At 61.8% G+C, this 21,148-nt stretch carries 20 protein-coding genes; 7 read left to right on the top strand and 13 right to left on the bottom strand.

Annotation, left to right across the window (positions count from 1 at the left end; translation table 11 throughout):
• Positions 1 to 17: 17 nt before the first annotated feature.
• The 6 genes from rodA to C4J91_RS24020 form a co-directional block, all read right to left on the bottom strand.
• Positions 18 to 1,121 (bottom strand): rod shape-determining protein RodA, encoded by a 1,104-nt coding sequence (gene rodA, locus C4J91_RS23995; RefSeq protein WP_065952056.1) that lies wholly within the window; start codon positions 1,119 to 1,121, stop codon positions 18 to 20.
• A gap of 31 nt (positions 1,122 to 1,152) precedes the next feature.
• The gene (gene mrdA / locus C4J91_RS24000) at positions 1,153 to 3,051 is read right to left on the bottom strand and encodes a penicillin-binding protein 2 (protein WP_124364556.1); all 1,899 of its coding nucleotides are present in this window, start codon (positions 3,049 to 3,051) and stop codon (positions 1,153 to 1,155) included.
• A 15-nt stretch (positions 3,052 to 3,066) separates the two neighbouring features.
• Positions 3,067 to 3,534, bottom strand: coding sequence for a 23S rRNA (pseudouridine(1915)-N(3))-methyltransferase RlmH (rlmH, locus tag C4J91_RS24005; protein ID WP_003176297.1), 468 nt, complete (start codon positions 3,532 to 3,534; stop codon positions 3,067 to 3,069).
• A 9-nt stretch (positions 3,535 to 3,543) separates the two neighbouring features.
• Positions 3,544 to 4,038 (bottom strand): ribosome silencing factor, encoded by a 495-nt coding sequence (gene rsfS, locus C4J91_RS24010; protein WP_003176298.1) that lies wholly within the window; start codon positions 4,036 to 4,038, stop codon positions 3,544 to 3,546.
• A gap of 69 nt (positions 4,039 to 4,107) precedes the next feature.
• Positions 4,108 to 4,752: a nicotinate-nucleotide adenylyltransferase gene (nadD, locus tag C4J91_RS24015; RefSeq protein WP_124364557.1), complete on the bottom strand. Its 645-nt coding sequence runs from the start codon at positions 4,750 to 4,752 to the stop codon at positions 4,108 to 4,110.
• Positions 4,752 to 6,017, bottom strand: a complete 1,266-nt coding sequence (locus C4J91_RS24020) for a glutamate-5-semialdehyde dehydrogenase (protein WP_124364558.1) — start codon at positions 6,015 to 6,017, stop codon at positions 4,752 to 4,754. The genes nadD and C4J91_RS24020 overlap by 1 nt, the downstream gene beginning before the upstream one ends.
• 175 nt (positions 6,018 to 6,192) lie before the next feature.
• Between C4J91_RS24020 and C4J91_RS24025 the strand changes: the two genes are divergently transcribed.
• Positions 6,193 to 6,876, top strand: a complete 684-nt coding sequence (locus C4J91_RS24025) for a DNA-3-methyladenine glycosylase (protein ID WP_124364559.1) — start codon at positions 6,193 to 6,195, stop codon at positions 6,874 to 6,876.
• A gap of 138 nt (positions 6,877 to 7,014) precedes the next feature.
• The gene (locus C4J91_RS24030) at positions 7,015 to 8,331 is read left to right on the top strand and encodes a bifunctional DedA family/phosphatase PAP2 family protein (RefSeq protein ID WP_124364560.1); all 1,317 of its coding nucleotides are present in this window, start codon (positions 7,015 to 7,017) and stop codon (positions 8,329 to 8,331) included.
• A gap of 15 nt (positions 8,332 to 8,346) precedes the next feature.
• Here C4J91_RS24030 and C4J91_RS24035 read toward each other — a convergent pair whose 3' ends face one another.
• From C4J91_RS24035 to C4J91_RS24045, 3 genes are read right to left on the bottom strand one after another with little or no spacing between them, the layout of a single operon-like run.
• Entirely contained in the window at positions 8,347 to 8,937 is a 591-nt protein-coding gene (locus C4J91_RS24035) for an LON peptidase substrate-binding domain-containing protein (RefSeq protein ID WP_124364561.1), read from the bottom strand.
• Positions 8,938 to 8,958: 21 nt separating this feature from the next.
• Positions 8,959 to 9,675: an LrgB family protein gene (locus C4J91_RS24040; protein WP_124364562.1), complete on the bottom strand. Its 717-nt coding sequence runs from the start codon at positions 9,673 to 9,675 to the stop codon at positions 8,959 to 8,961.
• Positions 9,672 to 10,025 (bottom strand): CidA/LrgA family protein, encoded by a 354-nt coding sequence (locus tag C4J91_RS24045; RefSeq protein WP_124364563.1) that lies wholly within the window; start codon positions 10,023 to 10,025, stop codon positions 9,672 to 9,674. Before C4J91_RS24045 ends, C4J91_RS24040 begins: the two co-directional genes overlap by 4 nt.
• Positions 10,026 to 10,206: 181 nt before the next feature.
• Between C4J91_RS24045 and C4J91_RS24050 the strand changes: the two genes are divergently transcribed.
• From C4J91_RS24050 to C4J91_RS24060, 3 genes are all read left to right on the top strand, one after another.
• On the top strand, positions 10,207 to 10,662 hold the full coding sequence (locus C4J91_RS24050) for a MaoC family dehydratase (RefSeq protein ID WP_124364564.1): 456 nt from the start codon (positions 10,207 to 10,209) through the stop codon (positions 10,660 to 10,662).
• Positions 10,663 to 10,767: 105 nt separating this feature from the next.
• On the top strand, positions 10,768 to 12,486 hold the full coding sequence (locus tag C4J91_RS24055; protein WP_124364565.1) for a C13 family peptidase: 1,719 nt from the start codon (positions 10,768 to 10,770) through the stop codon (positions 12,484 to 12,486).
• 29 nt (positions 12,487 to 12,515) lie between these two features.
• Entirely contained in the window at positions 12,516 to 13,157 is a 642-nt protein-coding gene (locus C4J91_RS24060; RefSeq protein WP_124364566.1) for an oxidoreductase, read from the top strand.
• Between the two features lie 239 nt (positions 13,158 to 13,396).
• On the opposite strand, the gene C4J91_RS24065 is transcribed toward C4J91_RS24060, so the two are convergent.
• The 4 genes from C4J91_RS24065 to C4J91_RS24080 all read right to left on the bottom strand — a co-directional run bounded on the left by C4J91_RS24065 (position 13,397) and on the right by C4J91_RS24080 (position 17,697).
• Complete coding sequence (locus tag C4J91_RS24065; protein WP_124364567.1) at positions 13,397 to 13,681, bottom strand: YceK/YidQ family lipoprotein; 285 nt, start codon at positions 13,679 to 13,681, stop codon at positions 13,397 to 13,399.
• Complete coding sequence (gene ubiX / locus C4J91_RS24070; protein ID WP_124364568.1) at positions 13,674 to 14,303, bottom strand: flavin prenyltransferase UbiX; 630 nt, start codon at positions 14,301 to 14,303, stop codon at positions 13,674 to 13,676. Before ubiX ends, C4J91_RS24065 begins: the two co-directional genes overlap by 8 nt.
• Positions 14,300 to 15,649 (bottom strand): UDP-N-acetylmuramate:L-alanyl-gamma-D-glutamyl-meso-diaminopimelate ligase, encoded by a 1,350-nt coding sequence (gene mpl, locus C4J91_RS24075; protein ID WP_124364569.1) that lies wholly within the window; start codon positions 15,647 to 15,649, stop codon positions 14,300 to 14,302. Before mpl ends, ubiX begins: the two co-directional genes overlap by 4 nt.
• Before the next feature lie 140 nt (positions 15,650 to 15,789).
• On the bottom strand, positions 15,790 to 17,697 hold the full coding sequence (locus tag C4J91_RS24080; RefSeq protein WP_124364570.1) for a sigma-54-dependent Fis family transcriptional regulator: 1,908 nt from the start codon (positions 17,695 to 17,697) through the stop codon (positions 15,790 to 15,792).
• Positions 17,698 to 17,968: 271 nt separating this feature from the next.
• Here C4J91_RS24080 and C4J91_RS24085 point away from each other — a divergent pair, with 271 nt between their 5' ends.
• Positions 17,969 to 19,489, top strand: coding sequence for an aldehyde dehydrogenase family protein (locus C4J91_RS24085; protein WP_124364571.1), 1,521 nt, complete (start codon positions 17,969 to 17,971; stop codon positions 19,487 to 19,489).
• A gap of 206 nt (positions 19,490 to 19,695) precedes the next feature.
• Positions 19,696 to 21,129 carry an ethanolamine permease gene (gene eat, locus C4J91_RS24090; RefSeq protein ID WP_124364572.1) on the top strand — a complete coding sequence of 478 codons (1,434 nt, stop codon included), beginning with the start codon at positions 19,696 to 19,698 and terminating at the stop codon, positions 21,127 to 21,129.
• Positions 21,130 to 21,148 lie beyond the last annotated feature (19 nt).

The raw sequence follows: 21,148 nt of genomic DNA on the forward strand, positions 1-21,148 counted from the left end.
TGACATCTTCACCTTATTCAAACCTGTGCGATCCATTTGCGATGCGTATGAATCGACATCAAAACCCCAAACGCTGACAGCAATGTCACCAGCGAAGTTCCGCCGTAGCTAATGAATGGCAACGGCACACCTACCACCGGCAGCAGGCCACTGACCATACCGATGTTGACGAAAACATAAACAAAAAAAGTCATGGTCAGGCTGCCGGCCAGCAACTTGCCGAACAGCGTCTGCGCCTGCGCGGTAATCACCAGCCCGCGACCGATCAACAGCAAATAGATCAGCAGCAGCGCGCAAATGCCGACCAGGCCGAACTCTTCGCCCATCACCGCAATAATGAAGTCAGTGTGGCTTTCAGGCAAAAAGTCCAGGTGCGATTGGGTACCCAGCAACCAACCCTTGCCGAACACGCCGCCGGAACCGATCGCTGCCTTGGACTGGATGATGTTCCAGCCGGTACCCAGCGGATCGCTCTCCGGGTCGAGGAACGTCAGGATCCGTTGCTTCTGGTAGTCGTGCATAAAGAAGAACCACATGGCCACGGCCACGGGCACGGCGGCGGCCAGCACGCTGAGAATCCAGCGCCAGCGCAAGCCACCCATGAACAGCACGAACGCGCCGCCCGCCAGGATCAGCAACGAGGTGCCGAGATCCGGCTGGCGCACGATCAGAATGAACGGCACGCCGATCAGCACCAGGCTGATCCCCACATGCTTGAGCTGTGGCGGCAACGTGCGCTTGGACAGGTACCAAGCAATGGTGGCCGGCATGAGGATCTTCATGAATTCCGACGGCTGGAAGCGAATCACCCCGGGGATGTTGATCCAGCGGGTCGCGCCCATGGCGTTGTGGCCCATCACGTCCACCACCACCAGCAGCAAAACCCCGGCGACATAACCGAGCGGCACCCAGCGCGCCATGAAGCGCGGTTCGAGTTGGGCGATCACCACCATCGACAACAGGCCCAGGCCGAACGAAGACGCTTGCTTGATCAGCAGGTCCCAGTTCTTGCCGCTGGCCGAATACAGCACGAACAGGCTGCCCGCCGCCAAGATCAGCAGCAGCACCAGCAGCGGGCCATCGATGTGCATGCGTTGCAGCAACGTCGCACGGCGACGCATCACATCCTCACTGGAGAGGATGCGGTCAAAATTACTCTTCACGGGCCGTAACCTCGGGGCTTGAAGGGGGGCCGCCATATTCGGGCTTGAGCTTGCCGTCGGCGGTCAGCAGCCAGGCGTCCATCACTTGCCGCACCACCGGGGCCGCGACGCCGGAGCCGGACTCGCCGTTCTCCACCATCACCGCCACTACGATTTTCGGGTCATCGGCGGGGGCAAAACCGACAAACAAGGCGTGGTCGCGGTGGCGTTCCTGAACCTTGGAGCGGTCGTACTTTTCACCCTGCTTGATCGCGACCACCTGGGCGGTACCACTCTTGCCGGCGATGCGGTACTGCGCACCGATCGCCGCCTTGCGTGCGGTGCCACGGGCGCCGTGCATCACCTGCTGCATACCGTGATTGACCTTGTTCCAGTCAGAAGGGTCGCGCAGCACGATGTCGGGGATCGGGTTCTCATCCAGCGGTTTCTCGCCCTCGATGGTCCGGGCCAGGTGCGGACGGTTCCAGATGCCCTTGTTCGCCACCAGCGCCGTCGCCTGGGCCAGTTGCAGCGGGGTGGCCTGCATATAACCCTGGCCAATACCGAGGATCAGGGTTTCGCCGGGGAACCACGCCTGGCGGCGCGTCGCCCGCTTCCACTCCCGCGACGGCATCAGGCCTGGGGATTCTTCGAACATGTCCAGGGAGACTTTCTGACCGAGGCCGAACTTGCCCATGTAGGTCGACAAGCGATCGATACCCAACTTGTGGGCCAGGTCATAAAAATAGGTGTCGTTGGAGCGCATGATCGCGGTATCCAGGTCGACATAGCCGTCACCGGTGCGGTTCCAGTTACGGTATTTGTGATCGTAGTTGGGCAGCATGTAGTAGCCGGGGTCATAGACCCGACTCGACGCCGTGACCACGCCCGAATCCAGGCCGGCAATCGCCACGGCCGGCTTGATGGTCGAACCCGGCGGGTAGAGGCCGCGCAACACGCGGTTGAACAGCGGCCGGTCGATGGAATCGCGCAGCTCGGCGTAGGCCCTGAAGCTGATGCCGGTCACGAACAGGTTGGGGTCGAAACTCGGCTGGCTGACCATGGCCAGCACTTCGCCGGTCTTCGGGTCCAGCGCCACCACCGCACCACGACGACCGCCCAGCGCCATTTCGGCGGCTTCCTGCAGCTTGATGTCCAGGCTCAGCACGATGTCTTTGCCCGGCAACGGATCAGTGCGCTTGAGCACGCGCAACACGCGGCCGCGGGCGTTGGTCTCGACCTCTTCGTAACCCACCTGGCCGTGCAGCTCGGGCTCGTAGAAACGCTCGATGCCGGTTTTGCCAATGTGATGGGTGCCGCTGTAATTGACCGGATCGAGGGTTTTCAGCTCTTTCTCGTTGATGCGCCCCATATAGCCGACCGAGTGCGCAAAGTGCGGCCCCTGGGGGTAATGCCGCACCAACTGCGCCACCACCTCCACGCCCGGCAAGCGGAACTGGTTCACCGCGATCCGTGCGATCTGCTCTTCGTTCAGCTCGAACAGAATCGGCACCGGCTCGAAAGGCCGGCGCCCCTGCTTCATGCGCTTCTCGAAGATGACTCGGTCTTCCGGCGTCAACTGCAGCACTTCGACGATCACATCGAGCACCTGTTGCCAGTCGCCGGAACGCTCGCGGGTCATGCTCAGGCTGAAGCTGGGCCGGTTATCCGCCACCACCACGCCATTGCGGTCGAAAATCAGCCCACGGGTCGGCGGGATCGGCTGCACATGCACCCGATTGTTTTCCGACAAGGTGGAGTGATATTCGTACTGGATCACCTGCAGGTAATACAGGCGCGCGATCAGCACCCCGATCAGCGCCACCACCATGATCGCGCCAAATACCACGCGCGCACGTACCAGACGTGCGTCTTTCTCGTGGTCCTTGATGCGGATCGGCTGGGTCATCGGGAATGGCGCAGATTATTTGTGATAAGGATGCCCGGACAGAACTGTCCAGGCGCGATACAGCTGTTCACCGATCAGAATCCTTACCAACGGGTGCGGCAGCGTGAGTGCCGACAGCGACCAGCGCTGATCGGCCCGCGCACAGACTTCCGGCGCCAGCCCTTCGGGGCCGCCGACCATGAAGTTGACGGTGCGCGAATCCAGGCGCCAGCGGTCCAGCTCCACCGCCAACTGCTCGGTGCTCCAGGGCTTGCCGTGCACTTCGAGCGTAACGATGCGCTCGTTGGGCCCGACCTTGGCCAACATGGCTTCGCCTTCCTGACGGATAAAGCGCGCCACGTCGGCATTCTTGCCCCGGGTGTTGAGCGGTATTTCCACCAGCTCCAGCGACAGCTCGGCAGGCAGACGCTTGGCGTACTCGTGCCAGCCCTCTTCCACCCACTTGGGCATGCGTGAACCGACAGCGATCAGACGCAGGCGCACAGCCGTTCCTTATTCCTGGTCTTTGTTGAGCTTGTCGAAGTGCGCGTGGCCCACTTCCGGGCTGTGGTGCTTGCCATCGGCGGCACGGCTCTGCTCGGCGCCTTTCCACAGACGCTCCAGGTCATAGAATTGGCGGGCGTTGGAGGTCATCATGTGAACGATCACGTCGTCCATGTCCAGCAGTACCCAGTCGCTGTCGCCCTTGCCTTCTTCACCCAGTGGCTTCACGCCCTGGGCTTTGACCGCTTCGCGAACCTTGTCCAGCATCGCGCCGATCTGGCGGTTGGAGGTACCGGTGGCGATGATCATGAAGTCGGTGATGCTCTGCTTGTCGCGCACGTCGAGCACCTGGATGTCCTGGGCTTTCACGTCTTCCAGGGCAGCCACGGCAACTTTTACCAGCTCTTCGCCAGCCAGTTCCGGGCCAACGTGGGCTTCTACCGGCAGCGGCGCGCTCTTGAAGGTACCTTTGCGCTTAACTTTGCTTACGTCTTTGTTCGTCATATAAAACTCGTTTTGCTCGTATGTTCGGGCGCTCGCTGCACGACGGTGCGTAGCGACAAGCGCGCCTTTTCAGTTCGACGCACGGTAAAGTCCGTGCGCATCGATGTAGGCCAGGACCGCGTCAGGCACCAGGAAACGTACCGACTTACCGCTGGCCAGCAGTTGACGGATCTGGGTGGCGGACACCGCAAGCGGGGTCTGCCAGACGAATGCAATATTCCCGTTCGGCCTGGTCAGGGCCAAGGGGTCACTTACCGACCGCGCAGCCAGCAGGTTGCGCAAGGCATCCGGCGGTTCGCTGTCGGCATCCGGGCGTTGCAGAACCAGGATGTGGCAATGCTGGAGGAGCTCCTCCCAGCGATGCCAAGAGGGCAGGCCGCAAAATGCGTCCCAGCCCAAAAGCAGAAACAACTGGTCATCGGCGGCCAACTCGGCGCGCATCAGTTCCAGGGTGTCGACAGTGTAGGACGGTTTATCGCGCTTGAGCTCGCGATCGTCCACCACCAACGGCGATATACCCTCCACGGCAACGCGCACCATTTCCAGGCGCTGCTGCGCTGACACCTGCGGCGTATCGCGATGGGGCGGCCGGAAATTGGGCATCAGGCGCAATTCATCCAGCGCCAGGGCATCCGCGACTTCCAGGGCACTGCGTAAATGGCCGATGTGCACGGGGTCGAAAGTACCGCCGAGCAGCCCGATGCGTTTAGCCATCAAGTGCGCACGTGACCGTCGCCGAACACCACGTACTTCTCGCTGGTCAGGCCTTCCAGGCCAACCGGGCCACGGGCATGGAGCTTATCGGTGGAGATGCCGATTTCCGCCCCCAGGCCGTACTCGAAGCCATCGGCAAAGCGCGTCGAGGCGTTGACCATCACCGAAGCGGAGTCCACTTCATTGAGGAAACGCCGGGCATCGCTGAAATGCTCGGAGACGATGGCATCGGTGTGCTTGGAACCGTATTTATTGATGTGCTCGATGGCCTGATCCAGGTCGTCGACCATGCGGATCGACAGGATCGGCGCCGTGTACTCGGTGTACCAGTCCTGCTCGGTCGCCTCGATCACGTCCGCGCCCAGCAACGCGCGGGTACGCTCGCAACCGCGCAGTTCCACGCCCTTGTCGCGATAAATGGCGGCCAGCGGCGGCAGCACGCGCTCGGCGATGCCGGCGTGCACCAACAGGGTTTCCATGGTGTTGCACGGCGCGTAGCGGTGGGTCTTGGCGTTGTCGGCGATGCGGATGGCCTTGTCGAGGTCGGCGGCGATGTCGATGTAGACGTGGCACACGCCGTCCAGGTGCTTGATCACCGGCACCTTGGCGTCGCGGCTGACGCGCTCGATCAGGCTTTTGCCACCGCGCGGCACGATCACGTCGACGAATTCCGGCATGGTGATCAACGCGCCAACCGCCGCGCGGTCAGTGGTTTCCACTACTTGCACCACCTCGGCGGGTAACTCGGCCACGGCCAGGCCCTGCTGAATGCAGGCAGCGATGGCACGGTTGGAGTTGATGGCCTCGGAACCGCCGCGCAGGATGGTGGCATTGCCCGACTTGAGGCACAGGCTCGCGGCGTCGATGGTCACGTTCGGGCGCGACTCATAGATGATGCCGATCACGCCCAGGGGCACGCGCATCTTGCCGACCTGAATGCCGGACGGCAGGTAACGCATATCGCGGATTTCACCGATGGGGTCAGGCAGCTTGGCCACCTGACGCAAGCCTTCGATCATGTCGTCGATACGCGCCGGGGTCAGCGCCAGGCGATCCAGCAGGGCCGGCTCCAGGCCATTGGCGCGGCCGTTGGCCAGGTCCTGTTCGTTGGCGGCGGCGAGCGCTGGGCGCGAAGCATCCAGAGCGTCGGCGGCGGCCAACAACGCGCGATTCTTCTGCGCAGTGCTCGCACGGGCGATCAACCGCGAGGCCTGACGGGCAGCGCGACCCAGGCGGGTCATGTAGTCAAGAACGGACTCAGTCATGGGTCAGGTAGTCTTGGCAAAGAGGAAAGCGGCAGATTATAGCTGTGACGCCGCCCGACTGACAGCGGTGAGGGGCGGATGGTCGAAATGAACTGTAAAAACCTGGGGTTCAGCAGTAATTAAGGTGGGAGTTGTTATGATTCCGTCACATTTAGCCGTAATTACCTTGAATGTTATGCCCACAATGACGCCCGAACTCCCTGCCAGCGCCCTTCCCGACAGCTTCTTCGACCGCGACGCACAGTTGCTCGCGCAAGAACTGCTCGGAAAAGTCATCCGTCATCGTGTCGGCGGAATTTGGCTTTCAGCCCGAATTATTGAAACCGAAGCCTATTACGTGGCCGAAAAAGGCAGCCACGCCTCACTCGGCTACACAGAAAAGCGTAAGGCTTTGTTTCTGGATGGCGGGCATATCTATATGTATTACGCCCGTGGCGGTGATTCGCTGAATTTCAGCGCCCATGGCCCGGGCAATGCCGTGCTGATCAAATCGGCGTATCCCTGGGTCGATGAAATTTCCGGCCCGGCGAGCCTGGCGCAAATGCTGTTGAACAACCCGAACCCCGACGGCAGCCCGCGCGCCGCGCAGAAACTCTGTGCAGGCCAGACGCTGCTGTGCAAGGCGCTGGGCCTGAAGGTGCCGATGTGGGATGCCAAGCGCTTCGATCAGGAACTGTTGTATGTGGAAGACGTAGGCCAAGTACCGACGCAGGTCATCCAGACCACACGACTGGGCATCCCCAGCGGGCGCGATGAGCATTTGATGTACCGTTTCGTCGATGCTGGCTATGCGCCTTATTGCACACGGAACCCGCTGCGGCGGGGACAGGTCGAAGGCCGCGATTATTTTTTGATTTGATGCTCCATGTGGGAGGGGGCTTGCTCCCGATAGCGGTGTGTCAGTCAGACCATCTGATACTGACCCACCGTCATCGGGAGCAAGCCCCCTCCCACAGTTTGATCATCAGCGTTTCAGATTACGTATGGAGTGGAGTGTATGGGCCATTGGCTCGATAGCATTACCGGCTGGCTGACCCTGAACCCACAATGGCTGGCGGCGGCGGTGTTTATCGTTGCGTGCGTGGAATGCCTGGCCATCGCCGGACTGATCGTGCCGGGTACGGTGCTGCTGTTCGCGATTGCCGCACTGGCCGGCAGCGGCGCGCTGTCGTTGAGCGAAACCCTGCTGCTGGGATTCCTCGGCGGCTTATTGGGCGATGGGGTTTCCTACTACCTGGGCCGGCATTTCCACCAGAACATCCGGCGCCTGCCCGGCCTTCGTCAGCATCCCGAGTGGATGAATGGCGCCGAAACCTACTTCCATAAGTACGGCATCGCCAGCCTGCTGGTCGGGCGCTTCATCGGCCCGCTGCGCCCCATGCTGCCGATGGTGGCCGGCATGTGCGACATGCCGTTCCCGCGCTTTGCGGCCGTGAGCGTTATCGCGGCAGCGGGTTGGTCGGTGGCTTATCTGCTGCCGGGATGGGCCGCTGGCGCTGCGTTCCGCCTGCCACTGCCGGAAGGTTTCTGGCCGGAAGCGGCCATTGTCGCGGCCTGCCTGGCGGTGCTGCTGGGGTTGAGTTTGAACAGCAGCCTGCGCGGTCATCGTCGCGCTACCCTGTGGATTGGTTGCGCCAGCCTGACCTTGCTGGTCGCGCTGTTCATCGGCTACCCGCACCTCAACCATTTCGACCAGGGCCTGAGCGCCCTGGTGCAGGAACATCGCAGCCCGTGGCTTGACGAAGTGATGGTGCGCATCACCCAGCTGGGCGAGTTCAAGAAAATGTTCGTGGCCAGCGCGGTGTTCACCGGCCTGCTGTTACTGGCGCGACAGTGGCGTCATGCCCTATTCGTTGGCGCCACACTGGCGGGAGCCGCCGTGATCAACACCGGCACCAAGCTCTTCTTCGCCCGTGGCCGCCCGGAAATCCTCACCGAACCGCTCACCAGCTTCAGCATGCCCAGCGGCCATGCCTCCGGCGCGTTTGCGTTCTTCCTGGCCCTGGCGGTACTGGCCGGGCGCGGCCAACCCACGCGGTTACGACTTACCTGGCTGCTACTGGGCTGCATACCCGCCGCGTTCATTGCCTTGTCGCGGGTGTACCTGGGTGCTCACTGGCCCACGGACATCCTGGCCGGCACGCTGCTGGCGATGACCGTCTGCGCGTTCAGCCTCAGCCTCAGTCAGTACCGCAGCCCCTTGCCCGCGATGACGCAAAAAGCCTGGTGGCTGGTGTTGCCCGCCTTGGTGGCCGTGCTCGGTTTTATCGCCCTTACCGGCACCTCGCACGCGTTGCTCAGGTACGCCTATTGAGCGTCGGCCGGGATTTCAGGTGAACAACTCACCTTGCAACTCATCCAGCAGCATCTGGATCGCATCCAGCCGCTGCTGCGGATCGTCGAGTTGCAACAGGTCGAGCTTGTCGGCCTCGGTGAACGGCAGCAGATACGCCAGCTGATTAGCCAGGGCCTGCTGGCCCTCGGCATGGGCGTCCATATCCAGCGAAGCGACCATCGGGTGCTCCGCCAATGCCTGCAGCAGCGCCAGCAGGTCGGCATCCTCTTCTTCCAGCGGCTGGTCCGGCAGCTCTTCGAGCCACTGCACCTCGGCCACCAGCAACTGGTCCTTGTGCACCTGGGCGCCACGTACGCGGAAACGCCGCCCGCCTTCGACACGAATGCCCAGCAGGCCGTTGTCCTGTTGCTTGAAGTCGCGAATCAGCGCCTCACAGCCAATCAGCGCATAGCCGTCCGGGGCCAGGCCGACTTCCTTGCCGTCAAGGATGCACACCACGCCGAAGCTTTCGCCCTTTTTCATGCAGCGGCTGATCATGTCCAGGTAGCGCGCCTCGAACAGTTGCAAATCGAGGGTGCAGCCAGGGAACAGCACAGTGTTGAGCGGGAACAGCGCCAGACTCATAAAGGTTTCCTTAAACCCGGTTCAAACGATCACCGACACGGCCAGCGGCAGGAACACCGCCGTGGCCACGCCCATCAGACTCATCGCCAGCGCCGCGAAGGCGCCGCATTCTTCACTTTCCTGCAGGGCCACCGAGGTGCCAACGGCATGCGCCGTCATACCCAGGGCCATGCCGCGTGCTTCGGGGCTGTGCACGCCCAGGCGCGACAGGAGCGACGGGCCGATCATGGCGCCGACCACCCCGGTGATCAACACGAACACCGCAGCCAATGCCGCCACGCCACCGATCTGCTCGGCCACCAGCATGGCAATCGGCGACGTCACCGACTTGGGCGCCATGGTCATCAGCACCCTGTGTTCAGCGCCGAACCACCAGCCCAACACCACGCACAGGCCGGTGGCCAACACCCCACCTATCACCAGCGTAGTAAAAATCGGCCAGAACAATTGGCGAATCCGGCGCAGGTTCAGATACAGCGGCACCGCCAGGGCTACCGTCGCCGGCCCCAGCAGAATGCCCATGATCTCGGTGCTTTCGCGGTATTCGACGTAGCTCAGGCCGCAAGTGAGCAACACACCAATCACCAGCAACATGGAGACCAGCACCGGCTGCAGGAAAATCCAGCGGGTTTTCTCGAAAGCCGCCAGTACCAGTTGATAAGCACCCAGGGTGATGCCGATCCCGAACAGCGGGTGATGAATGACGGCCGTCCAGGCACCCTGCCAGTCGAACATCATTGGCCCTTCTCCTTGCGCTTGACCATCTGTTGCATCAGCACGCCGACGACCGCCATGGCGATGATCAGCGACAGCACCAGCGCGCCGACAATGGCCCAGAAGTCTGCAACGATGTCCTTGGCATACACCATCACGCCCACGGCCGGCGGCACCAGCAGCAACGGCAGATACCGCAGCAGGCTGCCGGCCGCCAGGCTCAGCGGCTCGCTGACTTCGCCGCGCCAGATCAGAAAGCCGAGCATCAGCAGCAGGCCGATGATCGGCCCCGGCAATACCGGCAACAGCAGATGATTGATCGCAGTGCCAATCAGTTGAAACAACACCAGCCAGGTCAGGCCACGTAACAGCATCCGCTTTCTCCCCCTTAAAGCCCGCGCGCATTATAAGCACGCCCGCCCTATGCTCCGGCATTCGCCAAAAGCATGTCGTTGACCGGGCTGATTGCCCATGATGATCTACATTGGTTCTCTGTATCCCATAAAAAAACCCTCATCAGCGGGGGATAAAAACGATGAAACCAGGAGAGATGCAATGCCCCAGGTACCCGTAGCGCAGCTCAAAGAGTATATCGGCAAGGAACTCGGACGTTCCGAGTGGCTCACCATCGACCAGGCGCGCATCAACCTGTTCGCGGAGGCCACCGGCGATCATCAATTCATCCACGTCGACCCGGTCAAGGCGGCGCACACCCCGTTCGGCAGCACCATCGCCCATGGGTTCCTGTCGCTGTCGCTGATGCCCAAGCTGATGGAAGACATCCTGATCATGCCCGAAGGCCTGAAGATGGCGGTCAATTATGGCCTCGACAGCGTGCGCTTTATCCAGCCGGTAAAGGTCGACTCCAAGGTGCGCCTGAACGTCACGCTCACCGATGTCCACGAGAAAAAACCCGGCCAATGGCTGTTCAAGGCCACCGCCACCCTGGAAATCGAAGGCCAGGAGAAACCTGCCTACATCGCCGAGTCGCTGTCACTCTGCTTCGTGTAGGACGCCGCCTGTGGTGAGGCAACAAACCTTGCCACAGTGTATGTAAATTTATGTATGAACCTCGCGGCTGCGGCATACTCGGCGCTCAATTATCCGGATCCCGCTATGCGCCCACTCGCCCCCCTTGCCCTTGCCCTGTTGCTCACCGCGTGCGGAGACGGCGAATCGCTGTTGCCGCCCGACGCGCGCCTGCCCGATGGCGGCCGCTACCGTGGCGATGTGGTCAACGGCTTGCTGCAAGGCCAGGGCCGTGTCGACTACCCCAATGGCAGTTGGTACGCCGGCGAGTTCGATAAGGGCCAGTGGCATGGCCAGGGCGAATGGCATGGCAGCAACGGCGAAGTCTACCAGGGCCAATTCAAGCAGGGCCTGTTTGACGGCCAGGGCCGCCTGACCACGGCGGGCAGCAGCTACGTCGGCGGCTTCAAGAACGGTCGACGCAACGGCGAAGGCACCCTCAAAGAGGGGCAGATGACCTACCGCGGCGAATTCAAGGACGACCAGTACTCCGGCCTCGGACGCCTGGAGTTGGCCGACGGCAGCCAATACCAGGGCCAATTCGCTCATGGCAAGCCCAATGGCGAAGGCCAGCGCAACGACGACAGCGGCAATCAGTTCAGCGGCCACTTCGTCGATGGTCAGCTGGAAGGCAACGGCACGTTCAACAGCGCGGATGGCGATATCTACGTCGGCCAGTTCAAACAGAACCAACTCAACGGCAAGGGCCGCTATGAAAATGCCGACGGCGACGTGTGGATCGGCCAGTTCAAGGAAGGCGCGCTCAGCGGCAAGGGCGAATTGATCGGCGTCGATGGCAGCCACTACGTTGGCCAGTTCATCGATTGGCGCTTCAGCGGCGAAGGTCGCCTGAACCTTACCGATGGCAGCTTCTATATCGGCGGCTTCGACAGCGACAGCTACCAGGGCCGCGGCACGCTGGTGCTCACCGATGGCACGGTTCAGGCCGGCACCTGGGTCAACGGCATGCGCGTGCGCGATGCCGAGGGCAAGCTGCTGCCCGACCCGCTGGAAATCGGCGTATTGGCCCAGGGTCGCTTGCTGGCTGACGCCCTCGCCGCCGTGCCCGCGTCTACGCCTGCCGTCGAGCTGTATACCCTGGCACTGGCCGGTGACGGCAAGCAAAGCGTATTCCTGCGCGAAGCCGATTACGTCAGCAATATGCTCGCCACCCGCTTCGGTGCACATGGGCAGATTCGCCTGGTCAACCACCGCGACCATATCGCCGACCGCCCCATGGCCACCCGCGAAAATCTGCGCCGTGCCGTGCAAACCCTGGCCGAACGCAGCGGGCCGGAAGACCTGGTGTTCATCTATATGACCAGCCACGGCACTCATGAACACGAACTGGTGCTGGACCAGCCGCGCATGGAGCTGGCCGACCTGCCGGCCGACGAGCTGGCCGCTGTGCTCGCGCCGCTGAAAAACCGTGACAAGATCATCGTGATTTCCGCCTGTTACTCCGGCGGATTCATCCCGGCATTGAAGGATGAACGCACGCTGATCATGACCGCCTCGCGCGCGGATCGCGTGTCGTTCGGTTGTTCAGAAGAAGCAGACTTCACCTACTTTGGTGACGCCCTTTTCGCACAAGCTTTCAGCCAAACGGACGATTTGCAACAGGCGTTCAAACTGGCACAACTGCACGTGGCCGAGCGCGAACAGGCGGACAATTTCGAAGCCTCCGAACCGCAGATCTGGGCCCCCAAGGGCGTGATCGCCCATTGGCAATTATTACGCAAACAGCAGGCACGAAAGGCGCTCGAAAGCGTCTCAATGAATAGCAAGGAAGCCAAAGGCAACTAAGCTGTAACGTGTAACAAGGGGGAAACACCATGTACCTGACACCGCAGCATATCCTGCTGGCCGGCGCCTCTGGCCTTACCGGCGAACACTTGCTGGACCGCCTGCTCAACGAACCTACCGTGACCCGCGTACTGGCACCCAGCCGCAAACCACTGGCTGAACACCCGCGCCTGGAAAACCCGGTGGGCGACCCGGCAGTGGTCCTGCCACACCTGAGCGGCCAAGTGGATATCGCTTTCTGCTGCCTGGGCACTACGATCAAGAAAGCAGGTTCGGAAGCGGCGTTCCGTGCGGTCGACCTGGATCTGGTGGTGACCTTCGCCAAGCGCGCACGGGAAATGGGCGCGCGGCACCTGATCGTGATCAGTGCGATTGGCGCCGACCCGAAATCCTCGGTGTTCTACAACCGGGTCAAAGGGGAAATGGAGCAGGCGTTGAGAGCACAGGATTGGCCGCAATTGACGATCGTGCGGCCATCGTTGCTGTTGGGCGAAAGACTGGAGCCGCGCCTGGCCGAACAGCTGGCAGGGCCGCTGTCACGCCTGATTCCGGGCAAGTACCACGGCATTGAAGTCTGCGAACTGGCCCGCGCCATGTGGCGCCTGGCGCTGGAAGAGCAGGACGGGGTGCGCGTGGTGGAGTCGGATGAGCTGCGCAAGCTTGGTAAATGAATGTGAAACCACATGATCGTTCCTACGCTCTGCGTGGGAATGCCTCACCGCGACGCTCCGCGTCCGGCCAACCGCTGTACGTTTCAGCTACTGCGCATGTGTGACGCGGAGCGTCACGGGCGGCATTCCCACGCGGGAGCGTGGGAACGATCAATCAGTCACTGATGAGTTGGCTGGCTACCGCCATCGGGAGCAAGCCCCCTCCCACATTTGGTTTTGTGGTGTTGTTGAGGTTTGCGTTATAGGCCACCGGTGGCGTTGAAGCCGACACCCAGCACGGTCAATAACGACAACGGCAACAGCAAGGTGTCGAGCAGCGCACTGGCTGGCAGGTCGATATGCGGATAACTCGGCGCCTCGGCGCCGAACCGGTCCTTGGCACAACAGCCTCCATTGATCGCATACAGGTCCAACCGCGTGCCGGCATACACCACCGGCGCGCCAGGTTGCGCGGCATCCAGCGTGCGCGCGGTGGCGCAGCCCGCCAATAGCAGCGCCAGCACGACCAGCAGCGCCTTATTCATCGCCGCTCAAGTGATGCTCGCCCCAGCGTGGCAGCATGTCTTGCGGGATATTAAGCAAGTTGAGAATGCGCGCCACCACAAAATCCACCAGGTCGTCGATGGTCTGCGGCTGATGATAGAAGCCGGGCGATGCGGGCAATATGGTCACGCCCATGTTCGACAACTTGAGCATATGCTCCAGATGGATGCTCGAATAAGGCGCTTCACGCGGCACCAGGATCAACTGCCGGCGTTCCTTCAAGGTCACGTCCGCCGCGCGCTCGATCAAATTATTACAGGCGCCCGTGGCAATCGCCGACAGCGTGCCGGTGGAACAGGGCACCACCACCATCGCCGCCGGCGCACCGGAGCCGGAAGCGACCGGCGACATCCAGTCCTCTTTGCCATAGACCTTGATCTGCCCCGCCGCCGCGCCGGTGTATTCGGTGAGAAAGGCCTGCATCATCTGCACCTTGGCCGGTAATGCGACATCGGTTTCAGTCGCCATCACCAACTGCGCCGCCTTGGAGATCAGAAAATGCACCTCACGGTCTTCACGCACCAGGCAATCAAGCAAACGCAGGCCATAAGGCGCACCGGAGGCGCCGGTCATCGCCAGGGTAACGCGTTCCGGGCCGCTCACTTGAGCGCCTCGGCCAGCTTGCCGTGCAGGCCGCCGAAGCCGCCGTTGCTCATGATCACCACATGGGTGCCTGGCTTGGCCAGGTGCTTGACGTGCTCGATGATGCCTTCCAACGAGTCACAGACGGTCGAAGGCACACTGCACCGCGCCGCGATCGCCGGCAGGTCCCAGCCCAGGTTGGCCGGTGCATACCAGACCGCCTGGTCGGCGTCATTGACGCTTTCCGGCAGGCCATCACGGTGTGCCCCCAGCTTCATGGAGTTGGAGCGCGGCTCGACGACAGCAATGATCTGCGCATCACCGACGCGCTTGCGCAAGCCGTCCAATGTGGTGGCAATCGCCGTGGGGTGGTGGGCAAAGTCATCGTAGATGGTAATCCCATTCACATCGGCGACCTTTTCCATGCGCCGTTTCACGCTCTTGAATGCGCTCAATGCCGCGATACCCATGGACGGCACCACCCCCACATGCCGCGCAGCCGCCAGGGTGACCAAGGCGTTGGCGACGTTATGCTGGCCGGTCATGTCCCACTCGACGGTGCCTTGGGCCTCGCCTTCGAACAGCACTTCAAACCTGGAACCATCATCACTGAGCAATCTGACCTGCCACTGCCCGCCCGCGCCGGTGGTTTGCACCGGAGTCCAGCAGCCCATCTCGATCACGCGCTGCAACGCCGGTTCGGTGGTCGGGTGAATCACCAGCCCTTCACTTGGAATGGTACGCACCAAGTGGTGGAACTGCCGCTCGATGGCCGGCAGATCCGGGAAGATGTCGGCATGATCGAATTCAAGGTTGTTCAGGATCGCCGTGCGCGGACGGTAGTGGACGAACTTGGAACGCTTGTCGAAGAACGCGCTGTCGTACTCGTCGGCCTCGATCACGAAGAACGGCGTCTCCCCCAGGCGCGCCGACACCGAGAAGTTCTGCGGCACACCGCCAATCAGAAAACCCGGGCTCATGCCCGCATGCTCCAGCACCCAGGCCAACATACTGCTGGTGGTGGTTTTGCCGTGGGTGCCGGCAACCGCAAGCACCCAGCGCCCTTGCAGCACATGGTCGGCCAGCCACTGGGGGCCGGAGACATATGGCAAGCCTTTATTAAGGACATACTCGACCGCAGGGTTACCCCGGGACATGGCGTTGCCGATCACCACCAGATCGGGGACCGGGTCGAACTGCGCCGGGTCGTAGCCTTGAGTCAGCTCAATGCCCTGAGCTTGTAGCTGAGTGCTCATGGGCGGATAAACATTGGCATCGGAGCCGGTAACGTGATGGCCCAGCTCTTTGGCAAGTACCGCCATCGAGCCCATGAACGTGCCGCAGATACCCAGAATATGAATGTGCATAGTTGACCTCGTAAATCATCGAGGCAGGTTAGCGCAGGGAGTAGGAAATGGCACTCTTTAGGTCACTCTGCCAAGTGCGCCGGCAGTAGGCAGGCCAGTGGAGCCCCCCATGGGCTTGAGGTGAACTGCATTTTTCACGGCTAAACGACCAAACTGCGTGAAATTTCATACTTTCGCAACTTTCGGTAAAGCGTATTACGGCTCACCCCTAACTGCTGCGCCGTATGGCTCATGTGCCAGCGTTGCTGCTCCAGCGTTGCCAGCAAAGCCGCCCGCTCGGCGTCGTCCAGGGGCGAACGTGCAGGGCGCTGTTCACTCGATTGCGCGCGAGCCTGGCGGATGTTTGCAGGTAAATCCTCAAGCCCGATCAGGCTTGTGTCGCACAGCGCGACCAGCGTGCGCAACACCGTACGCAGCTGTCGGATATTGCCCGGCCACGCGTACGCCAACAGCACTTCACGCGCTGCAGGCGTCAGGCCAACAGCCTGCTTACCCGCCTCCTGCGCCAGCAGGAAGTCCAGCAGTTGCGACTTGTCACTGCGCTCACGCAACGCCGGAAGGGCGACTTCCAGGCCGTTCAAGCGGTAATACAAATCCTCGCGAAAGCTGCCGTCCTGCACACGTTCAAGCAGATTTCGGTGGGTGGCGCTGATAATTCGCACGTTCACCGCCTGGGGCTCACCGCCGATAGGTACCACCAGGCGGTCCTCCAACACTCTCAACAAACGGGTTTGCAGCGCCACAGGCATATCGCCGATTTCATCCAGAAACAACGTACCGCCATCGGCTTGTTGCAGCTTGCCGCGCATGCCTTCCTTCAGCGCTCCGGTGAAACTGCCACCGCGATAGCCAAACAGCTCGCTTTCGATCAGGTTTTCCGGGATGGCCGCACAGTTGAGCGCGACAAAGGCCTTGCCGGAACGCTGGCTGGCCTGGTGCACCGCCTTGGCGAACGCTTCTTTCCCGCATCCGGTTTCACCGTTGATAAGCAGTGGCACATCGCGCTCGAACACCCGCAGCGCCTTGCGCATTTCGTCTTGCAGCGCCGGGTCGCCCAGGCAAATCCCCGATGGCCGTGGCGATGCTGGTCGGGTAACCGGCGTGGGCACACGGCGCGGCTGGCCTCTCAATGCCGCAAACAGGCTGCGCCCCTCACGGGTACGCAATGGCCAACTGGCGGTCGCACTGGCGCTGGCGCGGCTCAGCAGTTGGTCCAGCGAACAATCGAAAAATGCCTCCACCGGCTGCCCCAGCAAACCGCTACGCGTGCATGCGAGCAGGTTGAGCGCGCTCTGGTTGGCCGCGCAAATGCGCCCCTCACCGTCGAATGCCAGCAGCCCCTCACTGAACAGGCCCACGGACTCGGCTTGCAGGTGAAAACGCAGTAGCCAATGGTGCTCAAAGTGGCGCAGGAAATAGCAACTCTCGATCATCTTCGCCGAGAGATTGACCAGCGCCATGGTGTGGAATTGGCTCTGGCGCGACACCGCTTCCCGAGCCGACGACACGTCCAGCACCGCCAGCAGTTCACCGTGAGGATCGAATACCGGGCTCGCCGAGCAGGTCAACCCCGTGTGACGGCCGCGAAAGTGTTCGTCGCGATGGATCGTCACGGACTGGCGCTCAACCAGGCACGTCCCGATGCCATTGGTGCCTTCGCGGGCCTCACTCCAGTCGGCGCCCAGCCACAACCCGGCGCGCTCGAAAATCTTGCGCTCGGACGGCGCGGTGACGCAGTTGAGGATCACGCCGCGCGCGTCAGTGAGCAGCACCGCGTGGCCAGCGCCGGAGAGCTGTTGATGCAGGCTGTTCATCTCGTTGCCGGCGATGTGCAGCACCTGCTGCAGGCGTTCGCGACTTTCCAGCAGGCGACCCTGTTCGAGCACGGTAGGGGCGATAGTTTGCGCGGGATCGAGGTGGTAATCCTCCAGGCAGCGCAGCCAGGAGCGGGCAATGGACGGATCGCTGCCGGGGCCTTGGGAGCATTCATGCCCTCGTGTGACGGTCAAGACTTGCTGGGCATGGCGACTGAACTGATCGTTGTGCATGTTCTTATTATTCTCCCTGCGTGAGAACGCCCAGCATCCTCCAGGCACCCAGCCATTGCAATCCCGACCCGACCCGCCGGTCACGGGCCGTATCGTTTATGGCACACACTGTCACCCCGCCTGTACCGACGGGGTGACAGCAACGCCCGGTAAAAATAATAACCCTTTGATTTCCCTGGCCTGCAACGCAGTGGCCCAACCCTTGCTCTACGCTTTACTACGCGCTTGCCGCGCTGTACTCCAATAAACATAAAAGCAGGAGATGCCCACCATGCGTTATGCACACCCCGGTACTGAAGGCGCCATCGTTTCGTTCAAGGCCAAGTACGGCAACTACATCGGTGGAGAATTCGTTGCCCCGGTCGATGGCAATTACTTCACCAATACGTCGCCGGTCAACGGCAAGCCCATCGCCGAATTCCCGCGCTCTACTGCCAAAGACATCGACAAAGCCCTGGACGCCGCCCACGCCGCCGCTGACGCCTGGGGCAAGACCTCGGCCCAGGACCGCTCGCTGGTCTTGCTGAAAATCGCCGACCGCATCGAACAGAACCTCGAACTGCTGGCCGTCACCGAAACCTGGGACAACGGCAAGGCCGTGCGCGAAACCCTCAACGCCGACATCCCGCTGGCCGCCGACCACTTCCGCTACTTCGCCGGCTGCATCCGCGCCCAGGAAGGCAGCAGCGCCGAAATCAACGAACTCACCGCCGCCTATCATTTCCATGAGCCGCTGGGCGTGGTCGGCCAGATCATCCCGTGGAACTTCCCCCTGCTGATGGCCGCCTGGAAGCTCGCCCCGGCCCTGGCCGCCGGTAACTGCGTGGTGCTCAAGCCCGCCGAGCAGACGCCGCTGGGCATCAACGTACTGATGGAGCTGATCGGCGACCTGTTGCCGCCCGGCGTACTCAACGTGGTGCACGGTTTCGGTAAAGAAGCCGGCGAAGCCCTGGCCACCAGCAAGCGCATCGCCAAGATCGCCTTCACCGGCTCCACCCCGGTGGGTTCGCACATCATGCATGCGGCGGCCGAGAACATCATTCCGTCCACCGTCGAACTGGGTGGCAAGTCGCCGAACATCTTCTTCGCCGACATCATGAAAGCCGAACCGCAATTCATCGAAAAGGCCGCCGAAGGCCTGGTGCTGGCGTTCTTCAACCAGGGCGAAGTGTGCACCTGCCCATCGCGCGCGTTGGTGGAAGAGTCGATCTATGAAGACTTCATGAAAGTTGTGATGAAAAAGGTCGAGTCGATCAAGCGCGGCGATCCGCTGGACACCGACACTATGGTCGGCGCCCAAGCGTCGGAGCAGCAGTTCGACAAGATCCTGTCCTACCTGGAAATCGCCAAGGGTGAAGGTGCGCAACTGCTCACCGGCGGCAAGGTGGAGAAGCTCAGCGGCGACCTGGCCACCGGCTATTACATCCAGCCGACCCTGCTCAAGGGCACCAACGAAATGCGCGTGTTCCAGGAGGAAATCTTCGGCCCAGTGGTAAGCATCACCACCTTCAAGGACGAAGCCGAAGCCCTGGCCATTGCCAACGACACCGAGTTCGGCCTGGGCGCCGGCCTGTGGACCCGCGACATCAACCGCGCCTACCGCATGGGCCGTGCGATCAAGGCCGGCCGCGTGTGGACCAACTGCTACCACCTGTACCCGGCGCACGCCGCGTTTGGCGGTTACAAGAAATCCGGTGTGGGGCGTGAGACGCACAAGATGATGTTGGACCATTACCAGCAGACCAAGAACTTGCTGGTGAGCTACGACATTAATCCGTTGGGTTTCTTCTAACCCACAACACCCTCCCACACTTGCAATGCAATCAAAGGTGGGAGGGGGCTTGCTCCCGATAGCGGTGGATCAGCTAACAACCAACTGACTGACACACCGCCATCGGGAGCAAGCCCCCTCCCACACTTAGAACTTCACAAGTACTTGCGATGCGCATTCGGCACACAGAGGCCGAGTTAAAACAATAAGAATGGAAGGTACTTCCCATGCCCAGCGAACCCACAAGTTCTTCCGTCGACTTAGAAAAAGTCGGCACCGATTACTTCCAACAACGCGAACTCAAAAAAGGCGCCGCCGGCTGGGTGCTGCTGGTCGGCCTCGGCGTCGCCTACGTCATCTCCGGCGACTACGCCGGCTGGAACTTCGGCCTGGCCCAGGGCGGTTGGGGCGGCATGTTCCTCGCCACACTGCTGATGGCCACCATGTACCTGTGCATGTGCTTTTCACTGGCCGAACTGTCTTCCATGATTCCCACCGCAGGCGGCGGCTACGGCTTTGCCCGCAGCGCTTTTGGCCCTTGGGGCGGGTTTCTCACGGGTACGGCGATCCTGATCGAATACGCCATCGCGCCCGCCGCCATCGCGGTGTTTATCGGCGCATATTGCGAGTCGCTGTTTGGCATTGGCGGCTGGATGATCTACCTGGCGTTTTACATCATCTTTATCGGCATCCACATTTTTGGGGTGGGTGAAGCGCTGAAGCTGATGTTCGTGATCACCGCCATCGCGGCCATCGCCCTGGGCGTGTTTCTGGTAGCGATGGTGCCGCACTTCAATGTCGCCAACCTGCTGGATATCCCGGTGACCGAAGCCAAGGGTGCCAGCCCTTTCCTGCCGTTCGGCTACGTCGGCGTGTGGGCGGCAATCCCCTATGCGATCTGGTTTTTCCTCGCGGTAGAAGGCGTGCCCCTGGCCGCTGAAGAAACCAAGAACCCCAAACGCGACCTGCCACGCGGCTTGATCGGCGCGATTGTGGTGCTGACCAGTTTTGCCCTGTTGATCCTGGTGATCGCACCGGGCGGCGCGGGCACTTACGCCTTGATCAAATCCGGCAACCCACTGGTGGAAGCGTTGGCATTGTCCTACGGCGGCTCGACCTGGATGGGCAGCTTCGTCAACCTGGTAGGCCTGGCCGGCTTGATCGCCAGCTTTTTTTCGATCATCTACGCCTATTCGCGGCAGATCTTTGCCCTGTCCCGCGCTGGCTACCTGCCGCGCAAACTGTCCGAGACCAACAAGAGCAAGGCGCCGGTGTTGGCGCTGGTGATCCCCGGCATCATCGGTTTCGGCCTGTCGCTGACCGGCCAGGGCGACCTGCTGATTCTGGTGGCCGTGTTCGGCGCCACCATCTCCTATGTGCTGATGATGGCCGCCCACATCACCCTGCGCATCCGTCGCCCCAAAATGGATCGCCCCTACCGCACGCCGGGCGGCATCTTCACCTCGGGCGTGGCGCTGGTACTGGCCTGCGTGGCCGTGGTGGCGGGCTTTCTGGTGGATCCGCGCGTGGTCATTGGCGCCGCGATCATCTATGGAGTATTAATTGCTTACTTTGCTTTCTACAGCCGGCATCACTTGGTAGCAGGCACGCCGGAAGAAGAATTCGCGGCAATCCAGGCCGCAGAGGCCGCCTTGCACTAACTGCCGTAAACCTCGACGC

This window comes from Pseudomonas sp. R3-52-08 (assembly GCF_003851745.1).
Taxonomy (GTDB): Bacteria; Pseudomonadota; Gammaproteobacteria; order Pseudomonadales; family Pseudomonadaceae; genus Aquipseudomonas.

Bases quoted from the DNA above. Each gene is read 5' to 3' on its own strand.
- mrdA (WP_124364556.1), bottom strand. From the start codon at position 3,051: ATGACCCAGCCGATCCGCATCAAGGACCACGAGAAAGACGCACGTCTG.
- C4J91_RS24085 (WP_124364571.1), top strand. From the start codon at position 17,969: ATGCGTTATGCACACCCCGGTACTGAAGGCGCCATCGTTTCGTTCAAG.
- C4J91_RS24065 (WP_124364567.1), bottom strand. From the start codon at position 13,681: ATGAATAAGGCGCTGCTGGTCGTGCTGGCGCTGCTATTGGCGGGCTGC.
- C4J91_RS24040 (WP_124364562.1), bottom strand. From the start codon at position 9,675: ATGATGTTCGACTGGCAGGGTGCCTGGACGGCCGTCATTCATCACCCG.
- rodA (WP_065952056.1), bottom strand. From the start codon at position 1,121: ATGCGTCGCCGTGCGACGTTGCTGCAACGCATGCACATCGATGGCCCG.
- eat (WP_124364572.1), top strand. From the start codon at position 19,696: ATGCCCAGCGAACCCACAAGTTCTTCCGTCGACTTAGAAAAAGTCGGC.
- rsfS (WP_003176298.1), bottom strand. From the start codon at position 4,038: ATGACGAACAAAGACGTAAGCAAAGTTAAGCGCAAAGGTACCTTCAAG.
- nadD (WP_124364557.1), bottom strand. From the start codon at position 4,752: ATGGCTAAACGCATCGGGCTGCTCGGCGGTACTTTCGACCCCGTGCAC.
- C4J91_RS24045 (WP_124364563.1), bottom strand. From the start codon at position 10,025: ATGCTGTTACGTGGCCTGACCTGGCTGGTGTTGTTTCAACTGATTGGC.
- C4J91_RS24020 (WP_124364558.1), bottom strand. From the start codon at position 6,017: ATGACTGAGTCCGTTCTTGACTACATGACCCGCCTGGGTCGCGCTGCC.
- mpl (WP_124364569.1), bottom strand. From the start codon at position 15,649: ATGCACATTCATATTCTGGGTATCTGCGGCACGTTCATGGGCTCGATG.
- C4J91_RS24050 (WP_124364564.1), top strand. From the start codon at position 10,207: ATGCCCCAGGTACCCGTAGCGCAGCTCAAAGAGTATATCGGCAAGGAA.
- C4J91_RS24025 (WP_124364559.1), top strand. From the start codon at position 6,193: ATGCCCACAATGACGCCCGAACTCCCTGCCAGCGCCCTTCCCGACAGC.
- C4J91_RS24080 (WP_124364570.1), bottom strand. From the start codon at position 17,697: ATGCACAACGATCAGTTCAGTCGCCATGCCCAGCAAGTCTTGACCGTC.
- C4J91_RS24055 (WP_124364565.1), top strand. From the start codon at position 10,768: ATGCGCCCACTCGCCCCCCTTGCCCTTGCCCTGTTGCTCACCGCGTGC.
- C4J91_RS24060 (WP_124364566.1), top strand. From the start codon at position 12,516: ATGTACCTGACACCGCAGCATATCCTGCTGGCCGGCGCCTCTGGCCTT.
- C4J91_RS24035 (WP_124364561.1), bottom strand. From the start codon at position 8,937: ATGAGTCTGGCGCTGTTCCCGCTCAACACTGTGCTGTTCCCTGGCTGC.
- C4J91_RS24030 (WP_124364560.1), top strand. From the start codon at position 7,015: ATGGGCCATTGGCTCGATAGCATTACCGGCTGGCTGACCCTGAACCCA.